The organism is Aeromonas sp. ASNIH8, from assembly GCF_002919855.1.
Lineage (GTDB): Bacteria > Pseudomonadota > Gammaproteobacteria > Enterobacterales > Aeromonadaceae > Aeromonas > Aeromonas caviae.
The window spans coordinates 1-21,337 of sequence record NZ_PQLN01000065.1; the positions used below are offsets into that span (position 1 = coordinate 1).

At 62.8% G+C, this 21,337-nt stretch carries 21 protein-coding genes; 6 read left to right on the forward strand and 15 right to left on the reverse strand.

Annotation, left to right across the window (positions count from 1 at the left end):
• Positions 1 to 527: 527 nt before the first annotated feature.
• Positions 528 to 1,781: a phosphatidylserine/phosphatidylglycerophosphate/cardiolipin synthase family protein gene (locus C3418_RS16115; RefSeq protein WP_103858878.1), complete on the reverse strand. Its 1,254-nt coding sequence runs from the start codon at positions 1,779 to 1,781 to the stop codon at positions 528 to 530.
• A gap of 72 nt (positions 1,782 to 1,853) precedes the next feature.
• On the opposite strand from C3418_RS16115, the gene C3418_RS24425 reads away from it, so the two are divergent.
• Positions 1,854 to 2,018, forward strand: coding sequence for a hypothetical protein (locus C3418_RS24425; RefSeq protein ID WP_158656233.1), 165 nt, complete (start codon positions 1,854 to 1,856; stop codon positions 2,016 to 2,018).
• 5 nt (positions 2,019 to 2,023) lie between these two features.
• Here the strand turns inward: C3418_RS24425 and C3418_RS16120 are convergent, their stop codons facing one another.
• From C3418_RS16120 to tatA, 3 genes are all read right to left on the reverse strand, one after another.
• Positions 2,024 to 3,445, reverse strand: a complete 1,422-nt coding sequence (locus C3418_RS16120; protein ID WP_010672594.1) for a lytic transglycosylase F — start codon at positions 3,443 to 3,445, stop codon at positions 2,024 to 2,026.
• 216 nt (positions 3,446 to 3,661) lie between these two features.
• Complete coding sequence (locus tag C3418_RS16125; RefSeq protein ID WP_010672593.1) at positions 3,662 to 3,964, reverse strand: YfcZ/YiiS family protein; 303 nt, start codon at positions 3,962 to 3,964, stop codon at positions 3,662 to 3,664.
• Positions 3,965 to 3,974: 10 nt separating this feature from the next.
• Positions 3,975 to 4,139 carry a twin-arginine translocase TatA/TatE family subunit gene (gene tatA / locus C3418_RS16130; RefSeq protein ID WP_010672592.1) on the reverse strand — a complete coding sequence of 55 codons (165 nt, stop codon included), beginning with the start codon at positions 4,137 to 4,139 and terminating at the stop codon, positions 3,975 to 3,977.
• A gap of 292 nt (positions 4,140 to 4,431) precedes the next feature.
• On the opposite strand from tatA, the gene C3418_RS16135 reads away from it, so the two are divergent.
• Positions 4,432 to 5,409 (forward strand): LysR substrate-binding domain-containing protein, encoded by a 978-nt coding sequence (locus C3418_RS16135; RefSeq protein WP_010672591.1) that lies wholly within the window; start codon positions 4,432 to 4,434, stop codon positions 5,407 to 5,409.
• Positions 5,410 to 5,469: 60 nt separating this feature from the next.
• Here the strand turns inward: C3418_RS16135 and C3418_RS16140 are convergent, their stop codons facing one another.
• Both C3418_RS16140 and C3418_RS16145 read right to left on the reverse strand, forming a co-directional pair.
• Complete coding sequence (locus C3418_RS16140; RefSeq protein ID WP_010672590.1) at positions 5,470 to 6,069, reverse strand: YhgN family NAAT transporter; 600 nt, start codon at positions 6,067 to 6,069, stop codon at positions 5,470 to 5,472.
• Between the two features lie 101 nt (positions 6,070 to 6,170).
• On the reverse strand, positions 6,171 to 6,416 hold the full coding sequence (locus C3418_RS16145; RefSeq protein ID WP_039040405.1) for a YecH family metal-binding protein: 246 nt from the start codon (positions 6,414 to 6,416) through the stop codon (positions 6,171 to 6,173).
• Positions 6,417 to 6,624: 208 nt separating this feature from the next.
• On the opposite strand from C3418_RS16145, the gene C3418_RS16150 reads away from it, so the two are divergent.
• Positions 6,625 to 7,908: a dicarboxylate/amino acid:cation symporter gene (locus tag C3418_RS16150; protein WP_041214291.1), complete on the forward strand. Its 1,284-nt coding sequence runs from the start codon at positions 6,625 to 6,627 to the stop codon at positions 7,906 to 7,908.
• Positions 7,909 to 7,923: 15 nt separating this feature from the next.
• Here the strand turns inward: C3418_RS16150 and C3418_RS16155 are convergent, their stop codons facing one another.
• Positions 7,924 to 8,238: a DUF2007 domain-containing protein gene (locus tag C3418_RS16155; RefSeq protein WP_010672587.1), complete on the reverse strand. Its 315-nt coding sequence runs from the start codon at positions 8,236 to 8,238 to the stop codon at positions 7,924 to 7,926.
• A gap of 50 nt (positions 8,239 to 8,288) precedes the next feature.
• Positions 8,289 to 9,191 carry a LysR family transcriptional regulator gene (locus C3418_RS16160; RefSeq protein ID WP_010672586.1) on the reverse strand — a complete coding sequence of 301 codons (903 nt, stop codon included), beginning with the start codon at positions 9,189 to 9,191 and terminating at the stop codon, positions 8,289 to 8,291.
• 97 nt (positions 9,192 to 9,288) lie between these two features.
• On the opposite strand from C3418_RS16160, the gene C3418_RS16165 reads away from it, so the two are divergent.
• Both C3418_RS16165 and C3418_RS16170 read left to right on the forward strand, forming a co-directional pair.
• A complete protein-coding gene (locus C3418_RS16165; protein ID WP_039040403.1) occupies positions 9,289 to 10,341 on the forward strand; it encodes an HlyD family secretion protein in 1,053 nt (350 codons plus the stop codon).
• A complete protein-coding gene (locus C3418_RS16170; RefSeq protein ID WP_042864576.1) occupies positions 10,341 to 11,894 on the forward strand; it encodes a DHA2 family efflux MFS transporter permease subunit in 1,554 nt (517 codons plus the stop codon). The genes C3418_RS16165 and C3418_RS16170 overlap by 1 nt, the downstream gene beginning before the upstream one ends.
• Positions 11,895 to 11,954: 60 nt before the next feature.
• On the opposite strand, the gene C3418_RS16175 is transcribed toward C3418_RS16170, so the two are convergent.
• On the reverse strand, positions 11,955 to 12,581 hold the full coding sequence (locus tag C3418_RS16175) for a lysoplasmalogenase (protein WP_010672583.1): 627 nt from the start codon (positions 12,579 to 12,581) through the stop codon (positions 11,955 to 11,957).
• Positions 12,582 to 12,753: 172 nt separating this feature from the next.
• Here C3418_RS16175 and C3418_RS16180 point away from each other — a divergent pair, with 172 nt between their 5' ends.
• Complete coding sequence (locus C3418_RS16180; protein ID WP_005332188.1) at positions 12,754 to 12,912, forward strand: hypothetical protein; 159 nt, start codon at positions 12,754 to 12,756, stop codon at positions 12,910 to 12,912.
• 88 nt (positions 12,913 to 13,000) lie between these two features.
• Here C3418_RS16180 and C3418_RS16185 read toward each other — a convergent pair whose 3' ends face one another.
• From C3418_RS16185 to C3418_RS16210, 6 genes are all read right to left on the reverse strand, one after another.
• Complete coding sequence (locus C3418_RS16185; RefSeq protein ID WP_103858879.1) at positions 13,001 to 15,565, reverse strand: TRAP transporter permease; 2,565 nt, start codon at positions 15,563 to 15,565, stop codon at positions 13,001 to 13,003.
• An 87-nt stretch (positions 15,566 to 15,652) separates the two neighbouring features.
• On the reverse strand, positions 15,653 to 16,624 hold the full coding sequence (locus C3418_RS16190) for a TAXI family TRAP transporter solute-binding subunit (protein ID WP_103858884.1): 972 nt from the start codon (positions 16,622 to 16,624) through the stop codon (positions 15,653 to 15,655).
• Between the two features lie 547 nt (positions 16,625 to 17,171).
• A complete protein-coding gene (locus tag C3418_RS16195; RefSeq protein WP_103858880.1) occupies positions 17,172 to 19,337 on the reverse strand; it encodes a S9 family peptidase in 2,166 nt (721 codons plus the stop codon).
• Positions 19,338 to 19,625: 288 nt separating this feature from the next.
• On the reverse strand, positions 19,626 to 20,057 hold the full coding sequence (locus tag C3418_RS16200; RefSeq protein ID WP_010672577.1) for a DUF411 domain-containing protein: 432 nt from the start codon (positions 20,055 to 20,057) through the stop codon (positions 19,626 to 19,628).
• Between the two features lie 45 nt (positions 20,058 to 20,102).
• Positions 20,103 to 20,426 carry a hypothetical protein gene (locus C3418_RS16205; RefSeq protein WP_069652338.1) on the reverse strand — a complete coding sequence of 108 codons (324 nt, stop codon included), beginning with the start codon at positions 20,424 to 20,426 and terminating at the stop codon, positions 20,103 to 20,105.
• Positions 20,427 to 20,502: 76 nt separating this feature from the next.
• The gene (locus C3418_RS16210) at positions 20,503 to 21,225 is read right to left on the reverse strand and encodes an SDR family oxidoreductase (RefSeq protein ID WP_103858881.1); all 723 of its coding nucleotides are present in this window, start codon (positions 21,223 to 21,225) and stop codon (positions 20,503 to 20,505) included.
• Positions 21,226 to 21,337 lie beyond the last annotated feature (112 nt).

Consider the following 21,337-nt stretch of genomic DNA (forward strand, 5'->3'; position numbering starts at 1 on the left):
CAGAAGGAGGCAATATCAATATGATGCACGGCGACAGCAGGGTGATGGTGGTGGTGTGTTTGGAGACAGCCAGTTTACCAGCACCCTGTCTGTCAACTTCCACTTCCCCAAGATCCCGCGAAGAACCAAAAAAATGGGGCAACATTCGCATGTCACCCCCTCGCAAATAGCATGTTCCATATTGGGCTCCCGCAACCACGGGGGTCTGTCTGGCATCACGGGTTTCCGCTCCCGATCCGCCTCGCCTGCCGGAGCAATCCGGTTGGCCCATTTCCCCTGTTGCCGTCACCCACACGGCAGACCAGCCGCCGTGTTTGTCCTTGCACTCGAGATACTACGCAGTTAAATAAAATAAAAAACCGTTCTACACGCACCTCTATGCAGTCGAGGAGCCTGGATTGTTACGGCGCCCTTAATATAAATCGATTAAAAACAATACGATGCAATCCAGTCCCGTTTTTGGATGGCAAACGTTATCCTCGAAGGCGCACAAGGCTTTGCGAGATCTCGCACAAGGCGGATCCCACTCACAACCAACGATGCAAAGGTAACCAATCGCTCAATTGCGCCAGCAGGCGCCGCCATGCAGAGGGGGACGCCGCCACCGGGTGCACGGCCTGCTGCAACCAGCCATCGATGAGTTGCTGCAACTCGTCGCACAACCTCGGGCTATGGAGATGCAGCATCAACTCGGTGTTGAGCATCAGGGAGCGGGGATCCAGGTTGAAACTGCCGAGCAGCGCCTCCTCCTTCCCCATCAGGATCAGCTTGGCATGCAGACTGAACGCCTCCGTCGTCAGCTCGAACAGGTTGACCCCCTGACGCTCGAGCCAGGGGCGGTGACGTCGATAGGCGCCATAGACCAGGGGCACGTCCGTGCTGGCCAGGGAGTTGGTCAGGATCTCGATGTCGACCCCCTGCCGTCGCTGCCCCTTGAGCCGGCGACGCAGCCCCCGTGTCAGGATCAGGTAAGGGCTCACCAACCTCAGGGTCCCCTGATTGCTCGCCAGCATGCGTCCCAGCAGGGGCGCCGTGGTCGGCCGGGCGACCAGCCCCTTGCCGGGGCGATCGAACCAGCACTGCCCTCGCCCTGGATGCCAGCAAAGGGGAACGGGGCACTCATCAAACAGAGTGGCCGGCAGATCATAGGCGGCCGCCATGGCGGGGTCGGTCAGGGTCAGCAGGAAATCGTTCAGGGCCCGGGTTTCGGTTGGCAGCAAGGGGCGTCTCAACAGGCGACGGACCGGGTGGCTCCAGCGACTGTGCCAGAACAGCGCGAACCCCTGCTCGGCCTGCTGACAGAGGGGGCCGCGGCAGACCAGATCCAGGTCGATGAAGTGAGGCGGCATCCCCAGCCCGAAGTAACGATCACCAATATTGCGCCCGCCGATCACCGCCTGGCTGCCATCCACCAGCAGCAGCTTGTTGTGCATCCGGTGATTGATGCGGCGAAAGCTCAGCACCCCTTCCAGCAGCAAGGTAAGGGGACGCCAGCCCCGCAGCCAGAAGGGGTTGAACAGGCGCACCTCGATGCCCGGTTCCGCCGCCACCGCCTCCAGAAAGCGGTTCTCCCCACCGTAGAGATCGTCGATGAGCAGTTGCACCACCACTCCGCGCCGGGCCGCCCGCACCAGCTCCGCCAGCAGCAGCTTGCCGCTGCTGTCCTCTTCCCAGCTGTAATACTGGGCGAGGATCCGGTGGCGAGCCTGGCGGATCAACTGGCATCGGGCCTTCAGGGCGGCGCCGGGATCGGCGAGCAAGGCAAAGTCGGCGGGGATCAAGGGTCATCTCCCTGTCATCTGATGGTGGCATAACCCAGACAACCGACCCGATAGCCCAGTGTCAAGGAGCCGATGATGGAACTGCGCGACCACCCCTCTCTCAGTCAGAGACCCCATGCCAGCCAACCGGATCCCACCCCGGCCAGGCTGTTGATGCCCTGGTACCAGCAGCACCGGGATCTGGGCTGGGAACCCCTTGCGCAGCATCACGAGGATCCCCTCCCCGGCCAGCATTGACAGGCTCAGGGCTGCACCGCCTCGATGGCCTCTGACTTGCCCTCCAGCTGGGGCAGGCTGAAACGGTAGGCCACGTAGTATTTGTAGATGGTGCCAACGTAGTTGATGGGCCCCTGGCCCACGTCGTTGGCCACCAGCTGCTCCACATTGCCGAACCAGACGTTCGGATCCAGCCCCTTGTCGGCCGCCTTGGCCTGCAATGCCTGGACCCGGTTCGGACCCGCATTGTAGGCGGCCAGGGCGAACAGATGGCGATTGAGCCTGTCCATCCCGGGATCATTGAAGTAGGTGTCCAGGATGAGCCGCATGTAGCGACAGGCCGCCTCCACATTGCCCTCCAGACTGGTGAGTCTGGCGCCGCGGATCCCCACCTCCTTGCCGGTACTCGGCAGCAATTGCATGATGCCGACGGCCCCCCGGTGAGAGCCGACATTGGGATTGAGCCCCGACTCCTTGTAAGCCAGCGCGGCCAGCATCAGCCAGTCCAGCTGATACTTGTCCGCCTGGGCCTCCAGTACCTTGCGAATGGTCGACAGTCGCCCCAGCGGGTCCGGCGCCAGTATGTTGCTCATGCGGTCGCTCTGCGCCAGCAGGCGGCGCAATGTCATGTCACTGTAGAGGGTCCGCTTGCTCGACTCCGAGATGTAGGCGTTCACCGCCTTGAGCAGCTCCGGGCTGTTGTTGCGCAGGGCCCAGGCGCTTCGCCCCTTGTCCCGCAGCGGAATCAGCCTGTGGGCCTTGAGGCCGCCAATCATGTCGAGCCAGATCCGCCCCTTGAAGCTGTCGGTGACCGTCAGCGGAATGATCCCGGCTGACACCATCTCCAGCAGGTCCCCGTCCTGCAGGTATTCGGGAACCGTCTCGATGTAGACCGGGGGCAACCCCAGCTCCCGAAACAGCCAGTTGAGCTGGTGCAGGCTCTCGAAATAACTGGAGCTGGCTCGCACCCAGATCCGCCGGCCGGACAGCTGGGTGATGCGATTGAAGGCAGGGAGCTCCCGCTGGCTCACCACCCACTCCTCGATGGGGGCGATCAGCGGCTGGGAGAAGGTCACCTGTTCGCGCCGGGTGGGGGTGACCGTCAGGTTGGCGGCCACCAGATCCCCGCGCCCCTCGGCCAGATAGTCCAGCAGCTTGTCCTGGCGCACCGGGATATAAATGATCTTGAGCTTGAGCTTCTCCTTGGCCAGGTAGGTCTGGTTCAACCAGCGCTCGAATCCCTGAAGCTGATTGACCAGGATGCCGTACTGGGCTCCCTTGTCGAAAAAGAAAAACCCCCGCTCATAGACCACCAGGGCCCTGAGCTCTTTTTTTTGCAGGATGTGTTCGAGATCACCGGCCTGGGGCAGCAACTGCGGCTTGAGATCTGCCGCCAGCAGAGGGAGAGAACAGAGAGCCAGCAGGGCCCAGATCCATCGCCGCATCATGATTTAACCACCTCGCTGTGGGCCGGTGCGCACCGTCGGGTCTGTCAGAGAAGGCGCCTGCGCCAAGTCATGGGGCGTCGCGGGATCTTCTGCCGATCGGCGCATGCCGGACGGAAAACGGATCGTCCGTGGGATAACTCACTATACAACGCAAAGGGAGGGAAAATGCGAGGGGCAGAGCAAGACGGCAGGCAAGCCTGCCGTGTCATCACGATCTCAGAGGGAGCGGGCGCGCATCTCGAAGATCAGCTTCTCGGCGGTGCAGGTGAATTGCAGGCGGGCCTTCAGGATCACGCCATCCGGGCCCCGGCTCAGCTCGCTGCTGCTTTTGGCTTCGGCAGTGACCTGCTTGGCCAGCGCCTCGTAAGCTGCAAATTTCTCGCGGGCGTCGGCTTCTGCAGCGGCCTCGATCACCAGCTCCATGACGTCGTCACCTTCGCCGATGATGGTGCCAATTTCGGCGAAACAGCCGCAACTGTCACAGGTCTCGTTCAGTTCCACTTTCTCGTCTACAGACATACGTTCACTCCTACTTATTCCGGATATTGTCATCGTCGCGCAAGGCGTTGCGAAAATCCCTGATGGCAGTGCCCAGATCCTCACCGGCGCCAGCCAGGCGTTTGCTGCCAAACACCACGACGACGACCACGAGCAGGATCAGCAGATGCCAGATATGAATGCCACCCAGTCCCATAGGGAGACTCCTGACTGTTAGATACCTGGAGGTTGTATCAAAAGAAAGCGTATCGATTGTTGGGCAAAATCAAGGCAGGTGCAAGTTGGCGAAAAAATCGCGCAAAAACGGCGACGAGGCGCAAAAAAATACGGCGACCATGGGCCGCCGTATGAGTCGGTGCTACTTGTCCCCTCAACCGCTACATCCTGTACCAGCCGCCACCAGGGCGAGAGACCCGTCGAGCATAGGATCGCCAAGATATGAAAACAAATGGTATATATTCATCTAGGAATTGAAGAGGATTCATATCATGTTGCTGGAACAGCTTGCACGCATAGACCTTAATTTGTTGATAATCCTGCAAGTCTTGCTGGAAGAGCGCAACGGCAGCCGGGCTGCACGCCGTTTGCACCTGAGCCAGTCCGCCGTCAGCAAGGCCCTCGGACGGTTGCGGGAGACCTTTGACGATCCCCTGTTCGTGCGCTCGGCCTACGGGATGGATCCCACTCCGCGCGCCCTGGATCTCCAGCAGCAACTGCAGCCCATACTGCTCTCCCTGGACAACCTGATCCAGCCGCCGGACTTCGATCCCGCCAGCACGGAGCGGGAGTTCGTCATTGCCAGCATGGACAGCGCCTTCACCCTGTTTGCCCCCCTCTACCTGAGCGAACTGAAGCGTCAGGCTCCTGGCATCCGCCTGCGCTACGAGGAGTGGACCGAGCACAGCCTGACCGAGATGAGCCAGGGCCAGGTGGATATCGCCTTCACGGTGCGGGAGAACTGCATCAATTCGGATTTTCGCCTCGACACCCTGCCCAACGCCATTTGCCAGCGGTTGCTCACCATCGACGATCTCACCTGCCTGGTGCAGCGGGATCACCCTGCCTTGCAGGAGCCCGAGTGGGATCTCGCCCGTTACCTCGCCTACCCCCATGTGCAGACCTACTGCGAAGGGCGGGATCGCTGGATGCTGGATCACAAGCTGGCGGAGCAGGATCTCTATCGCCGGATCGAGGCGACCGTCCCCTCCTTCGAGGCGGCCCTGCGCATGGGCATGCACTCGGACATGATAGTGACCCTCTCCCGGCTCTATGCCCGCCACGCGACCCAGGTCTATCCCCTGGTGCCGCTGCCGCTGCCCATCGCCCTGGACAGCATCTCCCACCTGCTCATCTGGCATCAGCGCCACGAGGAGGATCCGGGCCATCGCTGGCTGCGGGAGACCCTGCTCGCTCTCATCATGGGCAAGCTGGAAACCTCGGCGGACGGCCCGGCCGCTGCCGCCTGACGCGCAAAAAAAACGGGGCTCAAGAAGCCCCGTTTCACGTTGACATCAGCATTCGCCCCGTCAGTTCTGACCCGTCACCGCCAGATAGTGGTGTACCCCGTCCAGCAGCATCTGCACCGAGATCATCACCAGCAGCATGCCCATCAGCCGCTCCACCGCCGTGAGTCCTCGCTCACCCAGCAGCTTGTTGAACAGCTCGTAGAACATCAGGATCACGGCGCTGGCCCCCCAGGCCATCAGCAGGGCCAATGACCAGTCCACCATCCGGGTCGGCTCCTGGTTAGCCAGAAGCAGCAGGGAAGCCAGGATGGAGGGGCCCGCAATCATGGGGATGGCCATGGGCACCAGGAAGGGCTCCTCCCCCGCCGCCAGCCCGGTCACGCCACCGGGGCTCGGGAAGATCATCTTGATGGCGATGAGGAAGAGGATGATGCCCCCCGCGATGCTGACCGCTTCCTGACGCAGGTTGAGGAAGCTCAGGATCTGCTGACCGGCGAACAGGAAGCCCATCATGATCACCAGTGAAAACAACAGCTCCCGCAGCATTACCTTGCGTCGACGCTTGGGGTCGACATGGCGCAGGATGGAGAGGAAGACCGGCAGGTTGCCCAGCGGATCCATGATCAGAAACAGCATGACGGCAGCGGAGAATGTGTCCATAGAGCGCCCGGGCAGAACCTTTCAACAAGAGGGGAAGGAGGGCGAAATATAACAAAGGTGGCGGGATTCGGCGAGCGCCCCACCGCGCTCGCCACTGGCGATCATCCGTGGTTGCAGATCTTGTCAGCGCGGGTCTGGAACCCTGACTCCGAGTCGATGAACTTGCCGCGCCTGGCCAGGAAGTCGATCAGGGCGTCAGCGTCCATCTCGCTGGCGCTGCAGGTGTGGAACCGGGCCTCGGCACCGAAGCGCGAGGCGATCGCCGCCCTGAGGCTGGCCCGGGTAAACGGACTCTCCTGCTCCAGCATCATCTCCATCACTTCGTGACCGTGTATCGATTGGGACATCTCGAACCTCTTTAATCATCATGTCAGATGACAATTAAAGCTCGAAGCCCGGAGAGGGTTCTTGATATAGGCCAACAAAACGCCTTTTTTAACGCCAGCGGGCTGGTCGTGAGCGCCGCTTTGTCGATAATGTGGCAACCTGACGGGGGGATGGCTACACTGTCGCCCCTTTTTGCCACCGCAGACAGAAAATAAGGACATTGGCGTCATGCTGTTCCATGGATTGGTCTTCAAACCCTGGCGGATCTGGACCCGTCGCCCGCTCTGGTTGAAGACCCTGCTCGGCATGCTGACCGGGATAGGTCTGGGGCTCTGCTTCAGCGAGCAGGCCCTGCTGCTCAAGCCCATCGGCGTCCTGTTCGTCAACACCATCCAGATGCTGATGGTGCCCCTCATCTTCTGTTCCGTCCTGGCAGGCCTCACTGCCCTGCTCAAGGGCAAGCGGCTCGACCGCATCGCCGGCAAGGCCATCGGCTTCTATCTCTGCTCCACCGCCGTCGCCATCTGCATCGGCCTGATGATGGGCTGGCTGCTGGAACCGGGCATGGGCGCCAATATGGGTCCTTATGAACGGGGCGCCATGGCGCAGCAACCTACCCTGGCCAGCGTGCTGAGCCACCTGGTGCCGCGCAACCCGGTGCAGGCCATGGGCGATGGCAAGATATTGCAGGTGATCGTGTTCGCCGTGGCCCTCGCTCTCGCCCTCAACGCCACCGGGCGACGCGGCCGCCCCGCCATCCTGTTCTTTACCTCTCTGGCGGAGGGAATGTTCAAGCTGACCCAGATGGTGATGGCCCTGGCCCCCTATGGCGTCTGCGCCCTGATGGCCTGGATGACCGGCAAGTACGGCGTCAGCCTGCTGTTGCCGCTGCTCAAGGTGATCGGCGCCGTCTACCTCGGCTGCCTGCTTCACGTGCTCGGCGTCTACAGCAGCCTGCTGCTCCTGATGGCGCGCCTCAACCCGTTGCACTACTTCAAGAGCATCGTCGATGCCCAGGCGGTGGCCTTCACCAGCAGTTCAAGCAGCAGCACCCTGCCCATCAGCCTGGCCTGCGCCGAACGCAGGCTCGGGGTCTCCCCCGCCATCACCGCCAAGGTGCTGCCCATCGGCGCCACCATCAACATGGATGGCACAGCCCTCTATCAGGGGGTCACCGCCCTGTTCGTGGCCCAGGCCTTCGGGGTGGATCTGCATCTGGTGGACTACCTGACCATCATCAGCATCGTCACGCTGGCCAGCATCGGCACGGCGGGCACACCCGGTACCGGGCTCATGCTGCTGACCCTGACCCTCACTGCCGTGGGACTGCCGCTGGAAGGGGTGGCGCTCATCGCCGGCATAGACCGGATCCTCGACATGGCGCGCACCACGGTAAACGTCTCCGGCGACATCCTGGTCTCCGTGCTCATCGCCCGCAGCGAGAAGGAGCTGGATCTCGCCACCTACCACGATGCCCATGCGGGGGATGACATCGACTTCACCCTGCGCTGAGGGCGCGAGGGGCGTTCAATGATCCTGGGGATCGTGATGGCAGCGCCAGCAGATATCGAAGTTGGCGCCGTTCTCCTCCCCGCACTGGCCGCACAGCCAGCCGTTGCCCTGGCGCTGCTGGTAGCGCTCGATGATCCGGCCCGCCCGCTGACGATCCCGCTCGTTCACCATCAGGGTCACTTGCAGCAGATCCACCGGCAGCTCCCCGAGCGCGCCGGAGAGCCCTTCGCCGCTGAGGCGCACCCTGACTCCCTCTACCTCCAAGGCCCCTTTCAGGGCATGCGCCTCCAGGGAGTGAGAGGCGCGATACAAGTTAATCCACTGATCCATACGTTGTCCTCGAAACCCTTGCCAGTTCAATCATCGCCGCATTGGGCTCTTCACAGCAGCTTGTCGATGCCGTAAGCCGGGCCGTTGGCCACCAGAAAATCGATGAATGCCCTCAGCTTGCGCGGCATCAGGCGCCGCTCGGGAAACAGCAGGTAGATGGGTACCCTGGGTTGCTGCCACTCCGGCAGCAAGGAGACCAGTGTCCCGTTCGCCAGCTCATCATGGCACAGCATGGCGGGCAGGGAAGCCAGCCCCAGCCCCGCCTTCGCCGCCTCCCTGGCACAGGTGATGTTGTTGACCTGGAAGCGGGACGGGGGATCCACCAGCACTTCGCGATCATCCAGCTCGAAACACCAGTGCGAGGCGAGGAACCCCGTGCTGACCGCGATCCGCTCGTGATGCACCAGATCGGCGGGCCTCTGGATCACCGGGTGGCGCGCCAGATAGTCCGGGCTGGCGCACAGCAGCCGCTCGGTGCTCCAGAGACGCCGCGCCGCCAGGTTGGAGTCGCTCATGTCGCCGACCCGCACGATGGCATCCAGCCCCTCGCTGATGGGATCCACGATGCGGTTGGTCAGCTCCAGCTCCACCTTCATGCCCGGATAGGCTTGCAGGAAGTTCGCCACCAGCCTCCCCACCACCAGCTGTCCCGTCTCGATGGGCACCGCCAGCTTGAGGGTCCCTGTCACCTCCTGCTGGCTGGCACTGAGCATCAGCTCGGCCTGGGCCAGCTCCTCCACCGCCTTGCTGCAGCGTAGATAATATTGTTCACCGGCTTCCGTCAGGGTGAGCTGCCGGGTGGAGCGATAGAGCAGCCGTGCGCCGAGACGCTGCTCCAGCTCGGCGATGCGGCGGCTCACCGTCGCCTTGGTCATGCCCAGCTCCTGGGCAGCGGCGGTAAAGGAGCCCTTGTCGACGATACGAACGAGGATTAAGGCAGCATTCAGGTCCATTGTTTCACCAGTGAAACTGTATATCTCATGAATGGATACTAATCGAAACAGTTGCACGATGTTAGCCTGCCCGCCACAGTTCAGGAAAACCAATATCATGAGTCAACACAAGAAGATCCCCCTGCTGGCCGCCCTGGTGCTAGCCCTGCTCGGCCTGCTGTTTGCCGGTTACTGGTATCTGCATGGCCGCTACTTCGAGAGCACCGACAACGCCTACCTGCAAAGCGAGGTGACCGGCATCGGTTCCAAGCTCTCCGGCTACATCAGCGAAGTACTGGTGACCGACAACCAGGCGGTGAAGGCCGGCCAGCTCATCGCCCGGCTCGACGACCGCGAGTACAGGACAAAGGTGGCGGAGGCCGAGGCCGATCTGCACCTCAACCAGGCGACGGCGGATAACCTCGCCGCCACCCGTATCCAGCAGTTGAGCCTCATCCGCCAGGCCGAGGCAAAAGTCAGCTCGGCCAATGCCGAGCAGGTCCGGGCCCAGCAGCAGGTGCGCCGGGTCAGCCAGCTCAATGAGCGTCACTACAGCTCCCAGGACAGCCTGGACGAGGTGCGCGCCGGCTTGCAGGTCAACCAGGCCCAGGCACTGGAGGCCAAAGCCGCCTTGCAGGCCGCCCGCGAGCGGCTGCTGGTGCTGGATGCCGAAGCCAAGCAGAACCAGGCCAGGCTGGCATTGAGCGAAGCCCAGCTTGAACAAGCCAGGCTGGAACTCGGCTACACCGAGCTGCGAGCCCCGGCTGACGGCATCATCGGCAAGCGCAGCCTGCGGGAAGGGCTCTACGTCCAGTCCGGTATGCAGGTGGCCAGCCTGGTGCCACTGAGCCAGGTGTGGGTCGAGGCCAACTTCAAGGAGACCCAGTTGCAGCACATGCAGCCGGGCCAGAAGGTGGAGGTGATCCTGGATGCCTATCCGGATCAACCGGTCGAGGGGATCATCGACAGCCTCTCTCCGGCCACCGGCGCCAAGTTCGCCCTGCTGCCGCCGGAGAACGCCACCGGCAACTTCACCAAAATCGTGCAGCGGGTACCGGTCAAGATCCGTATCCCGGATCCGGGCGCCCTGGCGGGCAAGCTGCTGCCCGGCCTCTCCACCGAGGTGATCGTCGACACCCGCACCCCTGATCCCGTGGTGGCCGCCCACTGATGGACGCCATACCACGCCGCAACTGGATCGCGGTCATGGGGGGCCTCATCGGCGCCTTCATGGCCATCCTCGACATCCAGATCACCAACGCCTCCCTGAAAGACATTCAGGGGGCGCTCTCGGCCACCCTGAGCGAGAGCTCCTGGATCTCCACCTCCTATCTGGTGGCGGAGATGATCGCCATTCCGCTGAGCGGCTGGCTGAGCCGGGGACTGAGCGTGCGGCGCTACCTGCTGTGGACCACGGGCGCCTTCATCGTCGCCTCCGTGCTCTGCTCGTTCAGCTGGAACCTCACCAGCATGATCGTCTTTCGGGCGCTGCAGGGCTTTACCGGCGGGGCCCTGATCCCCATGGCCTTCTCCCTCATCGTCAGCCTGCTGCCGCTGCACAAGCGAGCCACCGGCATGGCGCTGTTCGGCCTGTGCGCCACCTTCGCCCCCGCCATCGGCCCGACCCTGGGGGGCTGGCTGACGGAGCAGATGTCCTGGCACTACATCTTCTATCTGAACGTGCCGCCCGGCCTGCTGGTGATGGCCATGCTGGCCCACGGACTGGACAGGAAGCCGGTGGACTGGGAGGTGATCAAGCGGGTGGATCTCATCGGTATCCTCACCATGGCGGTGGGTCTCGGCCTCCTGGAGGTGGTGCTGGAAGAAGGCAACCGGGAGGACTGGTTCGGCTCGAGCTTCATCGTGCGGCTCACCGTCATCTCGGTGGTGGCCCTGGTGTTCTTCGTCATCAGCCAGTTGCTGCGCCGCCACCCCCTGGTCAACCTGCGGCTGCTGCACAACCCGCGCTTCGCCCTGGCCTGCTTCGCCTACCTGGTGCTCGGTATGGGGTTGATGGGCTCCATCTATGTGCTGCCCCTCTACATGACCCAGATCCACAATTACAACGCCCTGGAAATCGGTGAAGTACTGATGTGGATGGGGTTGCCCCAGTTGCTGGTGCTCCCCCTGGTGCCCAAGCTGACCCACAAGATAGATCCGCGCTATCTGGTGAGCTTCGGCTTTCTGGTCTTCGCCATCAGCTGCTTCATGAACGTGAACATGAATGCCGACTACGCCGGGCCCCAGCTGATCCAGTCCCTCATCGTGCGGGCCCTGGGGCAGCCCTTCATCATGGTGCCCCTCTCCCTGGTGGCGACCGCCAGCCTGACGCCGGACGAGATCCCCTCCTCCTCGACCCTGCTCAACGTGCTGCGCAACCTGGGGGGCGCCTTCGGCATCGCCATCATCGCCACCCTGATCGACAACGACACCCGGACTCATGTCAGCCAGATCGGCAGCACCCTGGCCGCCACCAGCATCGAGGGGCAGGCCTATCTGATGCAGTTGGCCCAGACCATGATGGCCCAGGGAGCCGGGCCGGAGCAGGCCCAGTTGCAGGCCCGGGCCATGCTGTCGAACACCATCAGCCGCGAGGCGGCCATCATGGCCTACAACCAGGTGTTCTACGTGATGGGTATCTTCCTGCTCGTCGCCAGCGCCCTGATGCTGCTGCTCAAGCAGCCGGCCCCGAGGGCCCCTGACGCAGAACCGGTCGAAGCGTGAAAGGTGGGGAGCACATAGCAAAACGGGCCAGAAGGCCCGTTTTTCATGGCTGCCCGCCGGTCAGCCCGCCAGGGAGGCGGCGATCAGGAACTGGGCCGCGAAGTAGCTGCTCATGATCCAGGCCGTGGCATGGGGGAAGGGGCGGCGGAATCTGTCCAGCGCCAGCATGCTGTCGGAGAAGAGGAACATCAGCGCCCCCACCAGGGCGGCGGCGCTGCCGGCAGTGAGAGAGGCATGCCAGGCACCGGCGGCCACCCAGGCCATGGCGATGATCACCAGCATGTAGCAGAAGACGGGGATCCTCATCTCGCCGAGCTGGCCCCACAGGAGCCCGAACACCATGCCAGCCACCAGCAACAGCAGCAGGCCGTCCACCAGCTTGAGCACCAGGGGCCCCTGGGCGAAACCGACGATGTAGCAGAGGTGAGCGACAAAAAATGCCGCCAGCCCCTGGATGAAGCGATCCCGTGGCAGCATCAGCAGCACGTCCCCCGCCAGCGACAGGCAGAGACCGAGCAGGATCCAGGCGTGGGAGCCGTTGTGATCGTCGCTCTGGTAGCCAAACGCCAGGGCGATGATGAACAGCATGGTCAGGGGTTTGCTGATGTAGAACTGACGGGAGTCTGAGCCGTAAGCCGCGCGGATGTGCCACCAGCCCGATGCGATGATCAAGAAACTCAATAACATGCCCTGCTCCTCACCGGCTGCTCGCCCTGGGGCGGCAACCTCTTTAGTGCCCGCAAGAGTAGCAAATTCCCCTGGCCAGTGGCAGAGGCTGAAGCAGATGGCACCCTACACCTAAAGTCTAATTGCCCCCATCCCCGCCCTCGGGCATAAGAGACAGTTCTGGAGGATCACCATGGAAGACGCTATGACCAACTACCTGCCCGCTATCGACATCATGATGTGCCATCTTGGCATCAGCTTTGAACAGGCCTGCGAGCAGCTTGGCCTCAGCCCGCAGGAGCAGCAGACCCTCGACCAACTGCAAAAACAGAAGCAGACCCAGTCCAACTGATGCCCTGGACTGATGGCCCGAAGCGGCTGGCATCACAGCCCAGCATAAAAAACGGCGCCCGAAGGCGCCGTTTTTTATTGGGTGATGGTCAGGGTCGAGCGACCCGGCGGCGTTGCAGCCAGACCACGGCCCCGAACAGCAGGAAGCCCGGCAGCCACATCAGCTCCTTGGGCCAGCGCTCGGTAGGCGCCTTGACGCTCAGGATCTGCTGATCCATCTCCAGCCCCAGATCGGCGGCCTGGCTGCCGAAGGTGACGGTGTCGATCAGGATCTTGCCCTCCTGCTCATAGGTCTGGATCCCCAGCTTGGCCAGACGATCCTCGCCACTGGCGCCCTCCGGCACCGGCAGCAGCACGGTGAAGCGGCGCAACTTGCCCACCGCATCTTCCCCTTCCATGCGCAGGCGCAGGGTGCTCTCGGCCTCCACCTGCCCCATGGTCTGGACCAGCTCGGCCGGGGCGGTGTCGCGATACGGGTCGTGCAGCAGATCCATCCAGAAGCCAGGACGGAACAGGGTGAAGGCCACCAGCAGCAGCAGCACGCTCTCGTACCAGCGGCTCTTCACCAGGAAGAAGCCCTGGGTGGCGGCAGCGAAGATCAGCATGGCGATGGTGGCCACGAAGAAGATCAGTACGCCGTGGGCGAAGTCCACGTCGATCAGCAGCAGATCCGTGTTGAAGATGAACAGGAAGGGCAGCGCCGCGGTACGCAGGCTGTAGTAGAACGCCGTGATCCCGGTCTTGATGGGGTCGCCCTTGGAGACGGCGGCCGCGGCGAACGAGGCCAGCCCCACCGGCGGGGTCACGTCCGCCATGATGCCGAAGTAGAAGACGAACAGGTGCACCGCGATGAGCGGCACGATGAGGCCGTTCTGCTGACCCAGGGTGACGATCACCGGCGCCAGCAGGCTCGATACCACGATGTAGTTGGCAGTGGTCGGCAGCCCCATGCCGAGGATGAGGCTCAGCAGCGCGGTGAGGATCAGCATGAGCAGCAGGTTGCCCATGGAGAGGAACTCCACCAGATCCGCCAGCACCAGGCCGACGCCGGTCTGGGAGACGGCCCCGACGATGATGCCGGCAGTGGCGGTGGCAATGCCGATGCCGATCATGTTACGGGCACCGGCAATCAGCCCCTCGCGCAGGTCCACTACGCCATCGGTGAAGGAGCCGTAGTCATGCTTGCCGTCGGTGCGCAGCCAGTTCAGCAGCGGTCGCTGGGTCAGCAGGATGATGATGAGCATCACCGAACCCCAGAAGGCCGACAGGCCGGGGGAGAGGCGCTCCACCATCAGACACCACACCAGCACCACCACGGGCAGGAGGAAGTGCAGGCCGGAGAGCAGCACGGCGCGGGTCTCGGGCAGCTCGTCCAGTGGCTTGTCCGGGTCTTCCGCCGGCAGCGGCGCGTTGCTCGCGGCGATCTTCAGCAGTCCCAGGTAGGCGACGGCCAGCAGCACGCTGATCCCCGGCAGGGCATAGTCACCCAGTACCGGCTTGAGCCAGCCCAGACCGTAGTAGACCGCCATGGAGAGGCCGCTGATGAGGGCGGCACCGAAGGCGAAGCCGGTCAGGCGACGCAGCCAGGGGCGCGGCTGACGGTTGCCTATGGGCTGCATCCCGAGCTTGAGCGCCTCGAGGTGCACGATGTAGAGCAGGGCGATGTAGGAGATGGCCGCCGGCAGGAAGGCGTGCTTGATGATCTCCACATAGGGGATGCCCACGTACTCCACCATCAGGAAGGCAGCAGCCCCCATGACCGGCGGCATGATCTGGCCGTTGACCGAGGAGGCCACTTCCACCGCGCCGGCCTTCTCCTTGGAGAAACCGACCCGTTTCATCATGGGGATGGTGAAGGTGCCCGTGGTCACCACGTTGGCGATGGAGGAGCCGGAGATGACGCCGGTCAGGGCCGAGGCGACCACGGCCGCCTTGGCCGGGCCGCCGCGCAGGTGACCCAGCAGGCTGAAAGCGAGCTGGATGAAGTAATGGCCCGCACCGGCACGCTCGAGCAGGGCGCCAAACAGCACGAACAGGAAGACGAAGCTGGTGGAGACCCCGAGGGCGATGCCGAACACCCCTTCGGTGGTGATCCACTGGTGGTTGGCCAGCGCATGCAGGCTCACCCCGCGGTGGGCCAGCAGGGAAGGCATCCAGGGACCGGCCAGGCTGTAGGCCAGGAAGACGATGGCGATGACCGCCAGGGCCGGGCCCAGGGCGCGGCGGGCCGCTTCCAGCAGGAGCGGAATGCCGACGCAGGCCACCGCGAAGTCCATGGTGGTCAGGTTGCCGGGACGCTGGGCAAGCTCCTGGTACATGACGAACAGATAGCTGGCGACGGCGGCACCGACGAGGCCGAGGGCGATGTCGGCAAGGGGAACCCTGTCTCGCGGTGAGCTGCGCATGGCGGGGAACACCAGGTAGGCGAGCAGGATGGCGAAAGCCAGGTGAATCGAGCGTGTTTCAGTGTCGTTGAGGACGCCGATGCCGAGGGAGAAGGGCAGCGGCGAGGCAATCCAGAGCTGGAACAGGGACCAGATCAGCGCAAGACCCGCGATGATCCAGCTCATGGGGCCGACGGGCAGCCTGGCGCCGACGTCCTGGGCGATCAGCTCCTCGGCCGAGAACGCCTCTTGTTGTTGTGTTTGCTGCATAGTGTGACTCTGTAGGTACTGCAATAAATGAGACTCGCTCCCCCGAAGGAGGAGCGAGTCCGGGGCACATCCGAAGACGCAGCCGGATTACATCCAGCCACGTTCCTTGTAGTAACGCACAGCGCCTTCATGCAGCGGAGCGGAGAGACCCACCTTGATCATGTCGGCTTCCTTCAGATCCGCGAAGGCCGGGTGCAGGCGCTTGAAGCGGTCCAGGTTGTCGAACACGGACTTGACCAGCTGGTAGACCACTTCCGGATCGGCCTTGGCGCTGGTGGAGAGCACCGCCTTGCCACCGATGGACGGGGTCGGGTTCGGGCTGCCCTTGTAGAGACCACCCGGGATCTCGGCCTTGCTGTAGTAGCTCTTCTCGGCCAGCAGCTTGTCGATCTCGAGGCCGGTGACCGGTACCAGCACGGTGTCCGTGGTGGTGGAGGCTTCCTGGATGGCGCCGTTCGGGTGGCCGACGAAGTAGCTCATGGCGTCGATGTTGTTGTCACCCAGGGCAGAGGCCTGCTCGGCGGGTTTCAGTTCGGAGACCAGGCTGAAGGCGGACTTGTCCCAGCCCTTCACGCCCATGATCTCTTCGAAGGTGTCACGCTGACCGGAACCCGGGTTGCCGATGTTGACGCGCTTGCCCTTCAGGTCGTCGAAGCTGGCTACCTTGGCGTCCTTGCGGGCCAGGATGGTGAACACTTCGCTCTGCAGGGAGAAGACGGCGCGGATGTCATCCATCGGACCTTCGGCCTTGAACGGCTCGACGCCCTTCATCGCCTTGTACTGGTGGTCGGACTGCATGATGCCGAAGTTGAATTCGCCGGAGCGGATGCCGTTGACGTTGGCAACGCCGCCGCCACTGGCCGGGGCGTTGCACTTGATCTGGTGATCGGCGGCGCCGCGGTTGAGGAAGCGGCAGATGGACTGGCCCGCCACGTAGTAGACGCCGGTCTGACCGCCGGTGCCTATGGTCACGAAGCGCTCCTGCGCTTGCACCGGACCACCAAACGACACACCGACCAGAGCCGCCGACAAGGCGCACGCCAAGGATAATCCTTTCATGTTCTTCATCCTTTTCATTGATTTATTTCACCCGTTTCCCGGGAGAATATGAGACAGACCCGCATCAAGACCGGGCTCGCCTATACGACCTCGTACGAGGAAATGGTCGAGCGGCACGCGCCCTTCCAGAAGCCACCATCATCCTGCGGTGAGATAATCAGCGTCATGCCGATCGGAGGTGATCTGACCAGAAACGGGTCAGTTCAAAAGCATTAACGCTCCGATTAAGCACATAACACCAACATAAATCAAACAAAACAGCAAAATGGCGGATTTAAATAGCGAGAAGTTTGAAGCGGATCATTCATTTCTCAAGGGCAGATTAATTACATGAACTATCAAAGGGAAGCAATAAAAAGCACGCCCAGATTCTTTCGCAACCCTTGACTGGCAAGGATTAGAAACCTGGTCCGTTATATTGCGAAGTACTTACTGAACAGCATAAACACGACGTTAATGACGCTTTTGTCGCCAAGATGCAAAAACCCCGATCCGGGGCTGCCGGAACGAGGTTTGGTAACAAGCTGATTTCATTTGGGCCCGGCCATCACGCCTTGCTGCCGGCCAGCTCCAGAATGAAGGCGAACTCCAGGGCGATGTCCTCATAGGCCTTGAAACGGCCCGACTTGCCGCCGTGACCGGCCTCCATGTCGGTACTGAGCAGCAACTGGTTGTCATCCGTCTTCAACTCACGCAGCTTGGCCACCCACTTGGCTGGCTCCCAGTACTGCACCTGGGAGTCGTGCAACCCCGTGGTCACCAGCAGATTCGGATAGGCCTGGGCCTTGACCTGATCGTAGGGGCTGTAGGCCTTCATGTAGTCGTAGTAGCGCTTCTGGTTCGGGTTGCCCCACTCGTCATACTCCCCTGTGGTGAGGGGAATGGACTCGTCCAGCATGGTGGTGACCACGTCGACGAAGGGCACCTGAGCCACCACGCCGCGATAGAGCTGGGGCGCCTGGTTGATGACGGCCCCCATCAGCAGGCCGCCGGCGCTGCCTCCCATGGCATAGACCTGATCCCTGGCACCGTAGCCTTGCGCCACCAGCGCCTCGGTCACGTCGATGAAGTCGTTGAAGGTGTTCTGCTTCTTGAGCAGCTTGCCCTCTTCATACCAGGTGCGGCCCAGCTCCTCGCCACCCCGGATATGGGCGATGGCGTAGACGAAGCCCCGGTCCAGCAGGCTCAGGCGTGAGCTGCTGAAGTCCGGGTCCATGCTGGCGCCGTAGGAGCCATAGCCGTAGACCAGCAGGGGATTGGTGCCTGCACCGCCCCCTGCCTTCTTGAACTTGTCCTTGCGATAGACCAGCGACACCGGCACGGCCACGCCGTCACGGGCGGTGATCCAGAGCCGCTCGCTGGCATATTGCGCAGGCACGAAGCCCGCCACCGGCTGCTGCTTGAGCAGAGTCCGCTTGCCGCTGTCCATGTCGAGCTCATAGGTGGAGGACGGCGTGGTCATGGAGGAGTAGCCATAGCGCAGGGCGCTGGTGTCCGGCTCCGGGTTGTAGGCAAGCCAGGTGACATAGGCGGGATCGTCGAAGGCGATCTCCTTCTGTTCGCCGCTCTGCCAGTTGACCTGACGCAACCGGGTCAACCCCTGGCTGCGCTCCTCCAGCACCAGCCAGTCCCTGAACAGGGCATAGCTCTCCAGCAGCACGTCCGGATTGGGGGCGATCACCGCCTTCCAGCGATCCACCGGGCTCTCCTTGGTCTCATAGAGGCCGAAGTTCTTGCCGTCCTTGTTGGAGCGCACATAGAAGCGGCCGCGGTAGTGATCCAGGCTGTATTCGTGATCCACCTGACGGGGCAGGAACAGGCGTGGCGTCTGGCCCGGCACATTGGCATCAATGAGGCGCGCCTCGCTGGTGGTGGTGCTGGAGAGGGAGATGACGATGAAATCTTCCGAGGTGGTGGCGTAGAGGCTCACATAGAAGGAGTCGTCCTTCTCCTCGTAGACCAGGGTATCCTTCGCGGGGTCCGTGCCCAGCTCGTGGCGATAGACCTGGTAGGGCAGCAGGGTCTTGGGGTGCTTGCGCACGTAGAAGACCGTCTTGCTGTCGTTGGCCCACACCAGGTTGCCGGAGGTGTTCTCGAGGGTGTCGGCGGCCCAAGCGCCACTCTCCAGATCGAGGAACTGGATCCTGTATTGACGGCGGGAGAGATAATCTTCCGCCACCGCCAGCCAGCGGTTGTTGCGGCTCACCTCGAGCGCCCCCAGGGCATAGAACTCGTGGCCTTCGGCGCGCTGGTTGCCATCCAGCAGCAGGGCGGGCGCCCCGTCCCCTTCCACCTTGCTGCGGGAGTAGATGGCGTACTCCTTGCCCGGCTCGTAACGGGTCTGATAGCGGTAGCCGTTCTTCACATAGGGGACAGACTCGTCCTGCTGGGGAATACGGGCCACCATCTCCTTGTAGAGCTGCTCGCGCAGCGGCTTGATCGGTGCGAGCATGGCCTCGGTGTAGGCATTCTCGGCCTTGAGATAGTCCAGCACCTCGGGCTTCTGCCGCTCGTCATCGCGCAGCCAATAGTAGTTGTCGACGCGCGTGTCCCCGTGTTTTTTCAGGGTATGGGGGTGCTTGGCAGCCACCGGGGGGACAATGACAGGCTGGGTGGAAGTATCGCTTGTAGGCATGGCGGACTCTTCGTTGGCATGGGAACAGGGCGCAGCAAGCAGGCAAGCCAGCAGCAACCCCCGGGAAAAGGTGAACATGTCGCATCCTTTGCGCTGTCACAGGGCCGCCCCTCCCGCTGGTGCTGCACGCATCCAGACGGCACACCGGCAGGCAGTGGGAAAAGCGTCCCTGAGAAAATAAAAATTGGCGATCAATCTGCCCCTTGTCGCCCGGGGTTGCAAGGGCTCCCCGGACATTCCCCCCCAAATCGACGAAAAAGGGCCGCCATCTCGCGATGGCGGCCCTCCTCCCTGACCGTGGGCGACACGGGTTCGCTCAGGTGTGCCTCACATGATGGAAGTGTGTCTGCTCACGGTCAGCATCCATCAGCCGGGGTAGCTCGACCAGACTTTGGTCGCGCCCTCGTCACTGATGCTCAGCACCTGATAGGGCTGACCCGGAATATCCATGCCCGGCGCACTCTGGGGCATCCCCGGAATGGTCAGACCGCGGATCGCCGGTTTTTCCTTGAGCAGCTTCTGCACGTCGGCAGCGGGCACATGCCCCTCCACCACATAGCCGTTCACCACCCCGGTGTGGCAGGAGGCCAGCTGCGGGGTGATGCCATGCTGCTGCTTGATCGGGTCAAGCTGCTCGGTTTCCACGACCTTGACCTCAAAGCCGTTCTCTTCCATGTGCTTGATCCAGGTCTTGCAGCAACCGCAATACTGGGACTTGTAGACGGTCATCTGCCCGGTTGCCAGAGCAGAAAAACTGACGGTACCGGCCAGCACGGCCAGTAACAGGGACTTGTACATATCTCACCTCGGTTAAGAAGAAATGCCCGGAAAGGGAAACTCGACTCAGCCGTGGTGACGGGGCGGACGCTCGAGACGCTTCAGGGGCGCCTCCGGCATGAACAGAGAGGGAGAGAGGTATGTCGGCCTGTCGGGCTCAAGCCGGGCAACCGTCAGGCTGTCGTTGGTGAGCACCGTCATGGCGAGCGCCGAGGTGAAGCTGCCGCAGGGCATGGCTTTTTCCAGGGTACGCTCGCTCTGGCTGCAATGGGGCGTCAGGGTACAGAGATCGGTGGCCGCACGGCTGCCAAACGACATCAGCACCAGCACCAGACTCCACAGGGGGAGCCAGCGGCGGGCGCGAGCGAGTTGGCGACGGGTCAGGACCATGAGACGACTCAATGACGAAAGAGGGCCTATGGTAACCCTTGGCCCAGGGGGAGGGTCAACCCCTCCCCCGTTTGCATCAGGGTTGCTGACGGGTGGCTGCCAGCACGATCTCCCGCACGCAGACGTTGGCCGGCTGGTGCCAGGCGTAGAGCACGGCGTCGGCGATCACCTCGGGTGCAATGACGCCTCCCATCTGATCCTTCCAGTCGTGATAGCCCGCCTTGATGCGCTCGTCCGTGGTGTGCCTGAGCAGCTCGGTCTCCACCGCGCCCGGAGCGATGGTCACCATCCGCACGCCCACATCGGCCACCTCTTCCCGGATATTTTCGGTCAGGGCGTGAACGGCGAACTTGGTGGCGCAGTAAGCGGCATGGTTCGGGAAGGTCTTGCGACCGGCGATGGAGCTGATGTTGATGATGGTGCCGCTGCGGCGGGCCTTCATGCCGGCCAGTACCGCATGCACGCCATTCAGAACCCCCATCACGTTGATGTTGAGCATCTGCTGCCACTCGGCGGGATCCTGCACGTCGGCCTGTCCCAGCAGCATGACGCCGGCATTGTTGACCAGACATCCCACCGGGCCGAATTGCGCCTCCGCCTGCGCCACGGCGGCCTTCATGGCGGCGGTGTCGGTGACATCGACCCCGATGCAGAGGGTATCGGGCAGGTTCAGCGCCTGCATGGGCTCGACCCGGCGGGCCAGCAACAGCAGCGGATGGCCGGCGGCGGAGAAGGCGCGGGCAATGGCGGCACCGATCCCGGCGGACGCGCCGGTGATCACCACGAGGGACTTGGACATGGAGTTTTCCTTCTGATGCGTTGAAATGGGCGTCAAACAAGGGCTGGCCAGCACGGGGCCCAGTCACTATAGTCGCTACATCCATCGGCGATAAATATAGTTTTCCGCTGGT

Excerpts from the sequence above, each read along its gene's own strand:
- C3418_RS24425 (WP_158656233.1), top strand. The coding sequence starts at position 1,854 with ATGATGGAACTGCGCGACCACCCCTCTCTCAGTCAGAGACCCCATGCC.
- C3418_RS16120 (WP_010672594.1), bottom strand. The coding sequence starts at position 3,445 with ATGATGCGGCGATGGATCTGGGCCCTGCTGGCTCTCTGTTCTCTCCCT.
- C3418_RS16125 (WP_010672593.1), bottom strand. The coding sequence starts at position 3,964 with ATGTCTGTAGACGAGAAAGTGGAACTGAACGAGACCTGTGACAGTTGC.
- tatA (WP_010672592.1), bottom strand. The coding sequence starts at position 4,139 with ATGGGACTGGGTGGCATTCATATCTGGCATCTGCTGATCCTGCTCGTG.
- C3418_RS16135 (WP_010672591.1), top strand. The coding sequence starts at position 4,432 with ATGTTGCTGGAACAGCTTGCACGCATAGACCTTAATTTGTTGATAATC.
- C3418_RS16140 (WP_010672590.1), bottom strand. The coding sequence starts at position 6,069 with ATGGACACATTCTCCGCTGCCGTCATGCTGTTTCTGATCATGGATCCG.
- C3418_RS16145 (WP_039040405.1), bottom strand. The coding sequence starts at position 6,416 with ATGTCCCAATCGATACACGGTCACGAAGTGATGGAGATGATGCTGGAG.
- C3418_RS16150 (WP_041214291.1), top strand. The coding sequence starts at position 6,625 with ATGCTGTTCCATGGATTGGTCTTCAAACCCTGGCGGATCTGGACCCGT.
- C3418_RS16155 (WP_010672587.1), bottom strand. The coding sequence starts at position 8,238 with ATGGATCAGTGGATTAACTTGTATCGCGCCTCTCACTCCCTGGAGGCG.
- C3418_RS16160 (WP_010672586.1), bottom strand. The coding sequence starts at position 9,191 with ATGGACCTGAATGCTGCCTTAATCCTCGTTCGTATCGTCGACAAGGGC.
- C3418_RS16165 (WP_039040403.1), top strand. The coding sequence starts at position 9,289 with ATGAGTCAACACAAGAAGATCCCCCTGCTGGCCGCCCTGGTGCTAGCC.
- C3418_RS16170 (WP_042864576.1), top strand. The coding sequence starts at position 10,341 with ATGGACGCCATACCACGCCGCAACTGGATCGCGGTCATGGGGGGCCTC.
- C3418_RS16175 (WP_010672583.1), bottom strand. The coding sequence starts at position 12,581 with ATGTTATTGAGTTTCTTGATCATCGCATCGGGCTGGTGGCACATCCGC.
- C3418_RS16180 (WP_005332188.1), top strand. The coding sequence starts at position 12,754 with ATGGAAGACGCTATGACCAACTACCTGCCCGCTATCGACATCATGATG.
- C3418_RS16185 (WP_103858879.1), bottom strand. The coding sequence starts at position 15,565 with ATGCAGCAAACACAACAACAAGAGGCGTTCTCGGCCGAGGAGCTGATC.
- C3418_RS16190 (WP_103858884.1), bottom strand. The coding sequence starts at position 16,624 with ATGAAAGGATTATCCTTGGCGTGCGCCTTGTCGGCGGCTCTGGTCGGT.
- C3418_RS16195 (WP_103858880.1), bottom strand. The coding sequence starts at position 19,337 with ATGTTCACCTTTTCCCGGGGGTTGCTGCTGGCTTGCCTGCTTGCTGCG.
- C3418_RS16200 (WP_010672577.1), bottom strand. The coding sequence starts at position 20,057 with ATGTACAAGTCCCTGTTACTGGCCGTGCTGGCCGGTACCGTCAGTTTT.
- C3418_RS16205 (WP_069652338.1), bottom strand. The coding sequence starts at position 20,426 with ATGGTCCTGACCCGTCGCCAACTCGCTCGCGCCCGCCGCTGGCTCCCC.
- C3418_RS16210 (WP_103858881.1), bottom strand. The coding sequence starts at position 21,225 with ATGTCCAAGTCCCTCGTGGTGATCACCGGCGCGTCCGCCGGGATCGGT.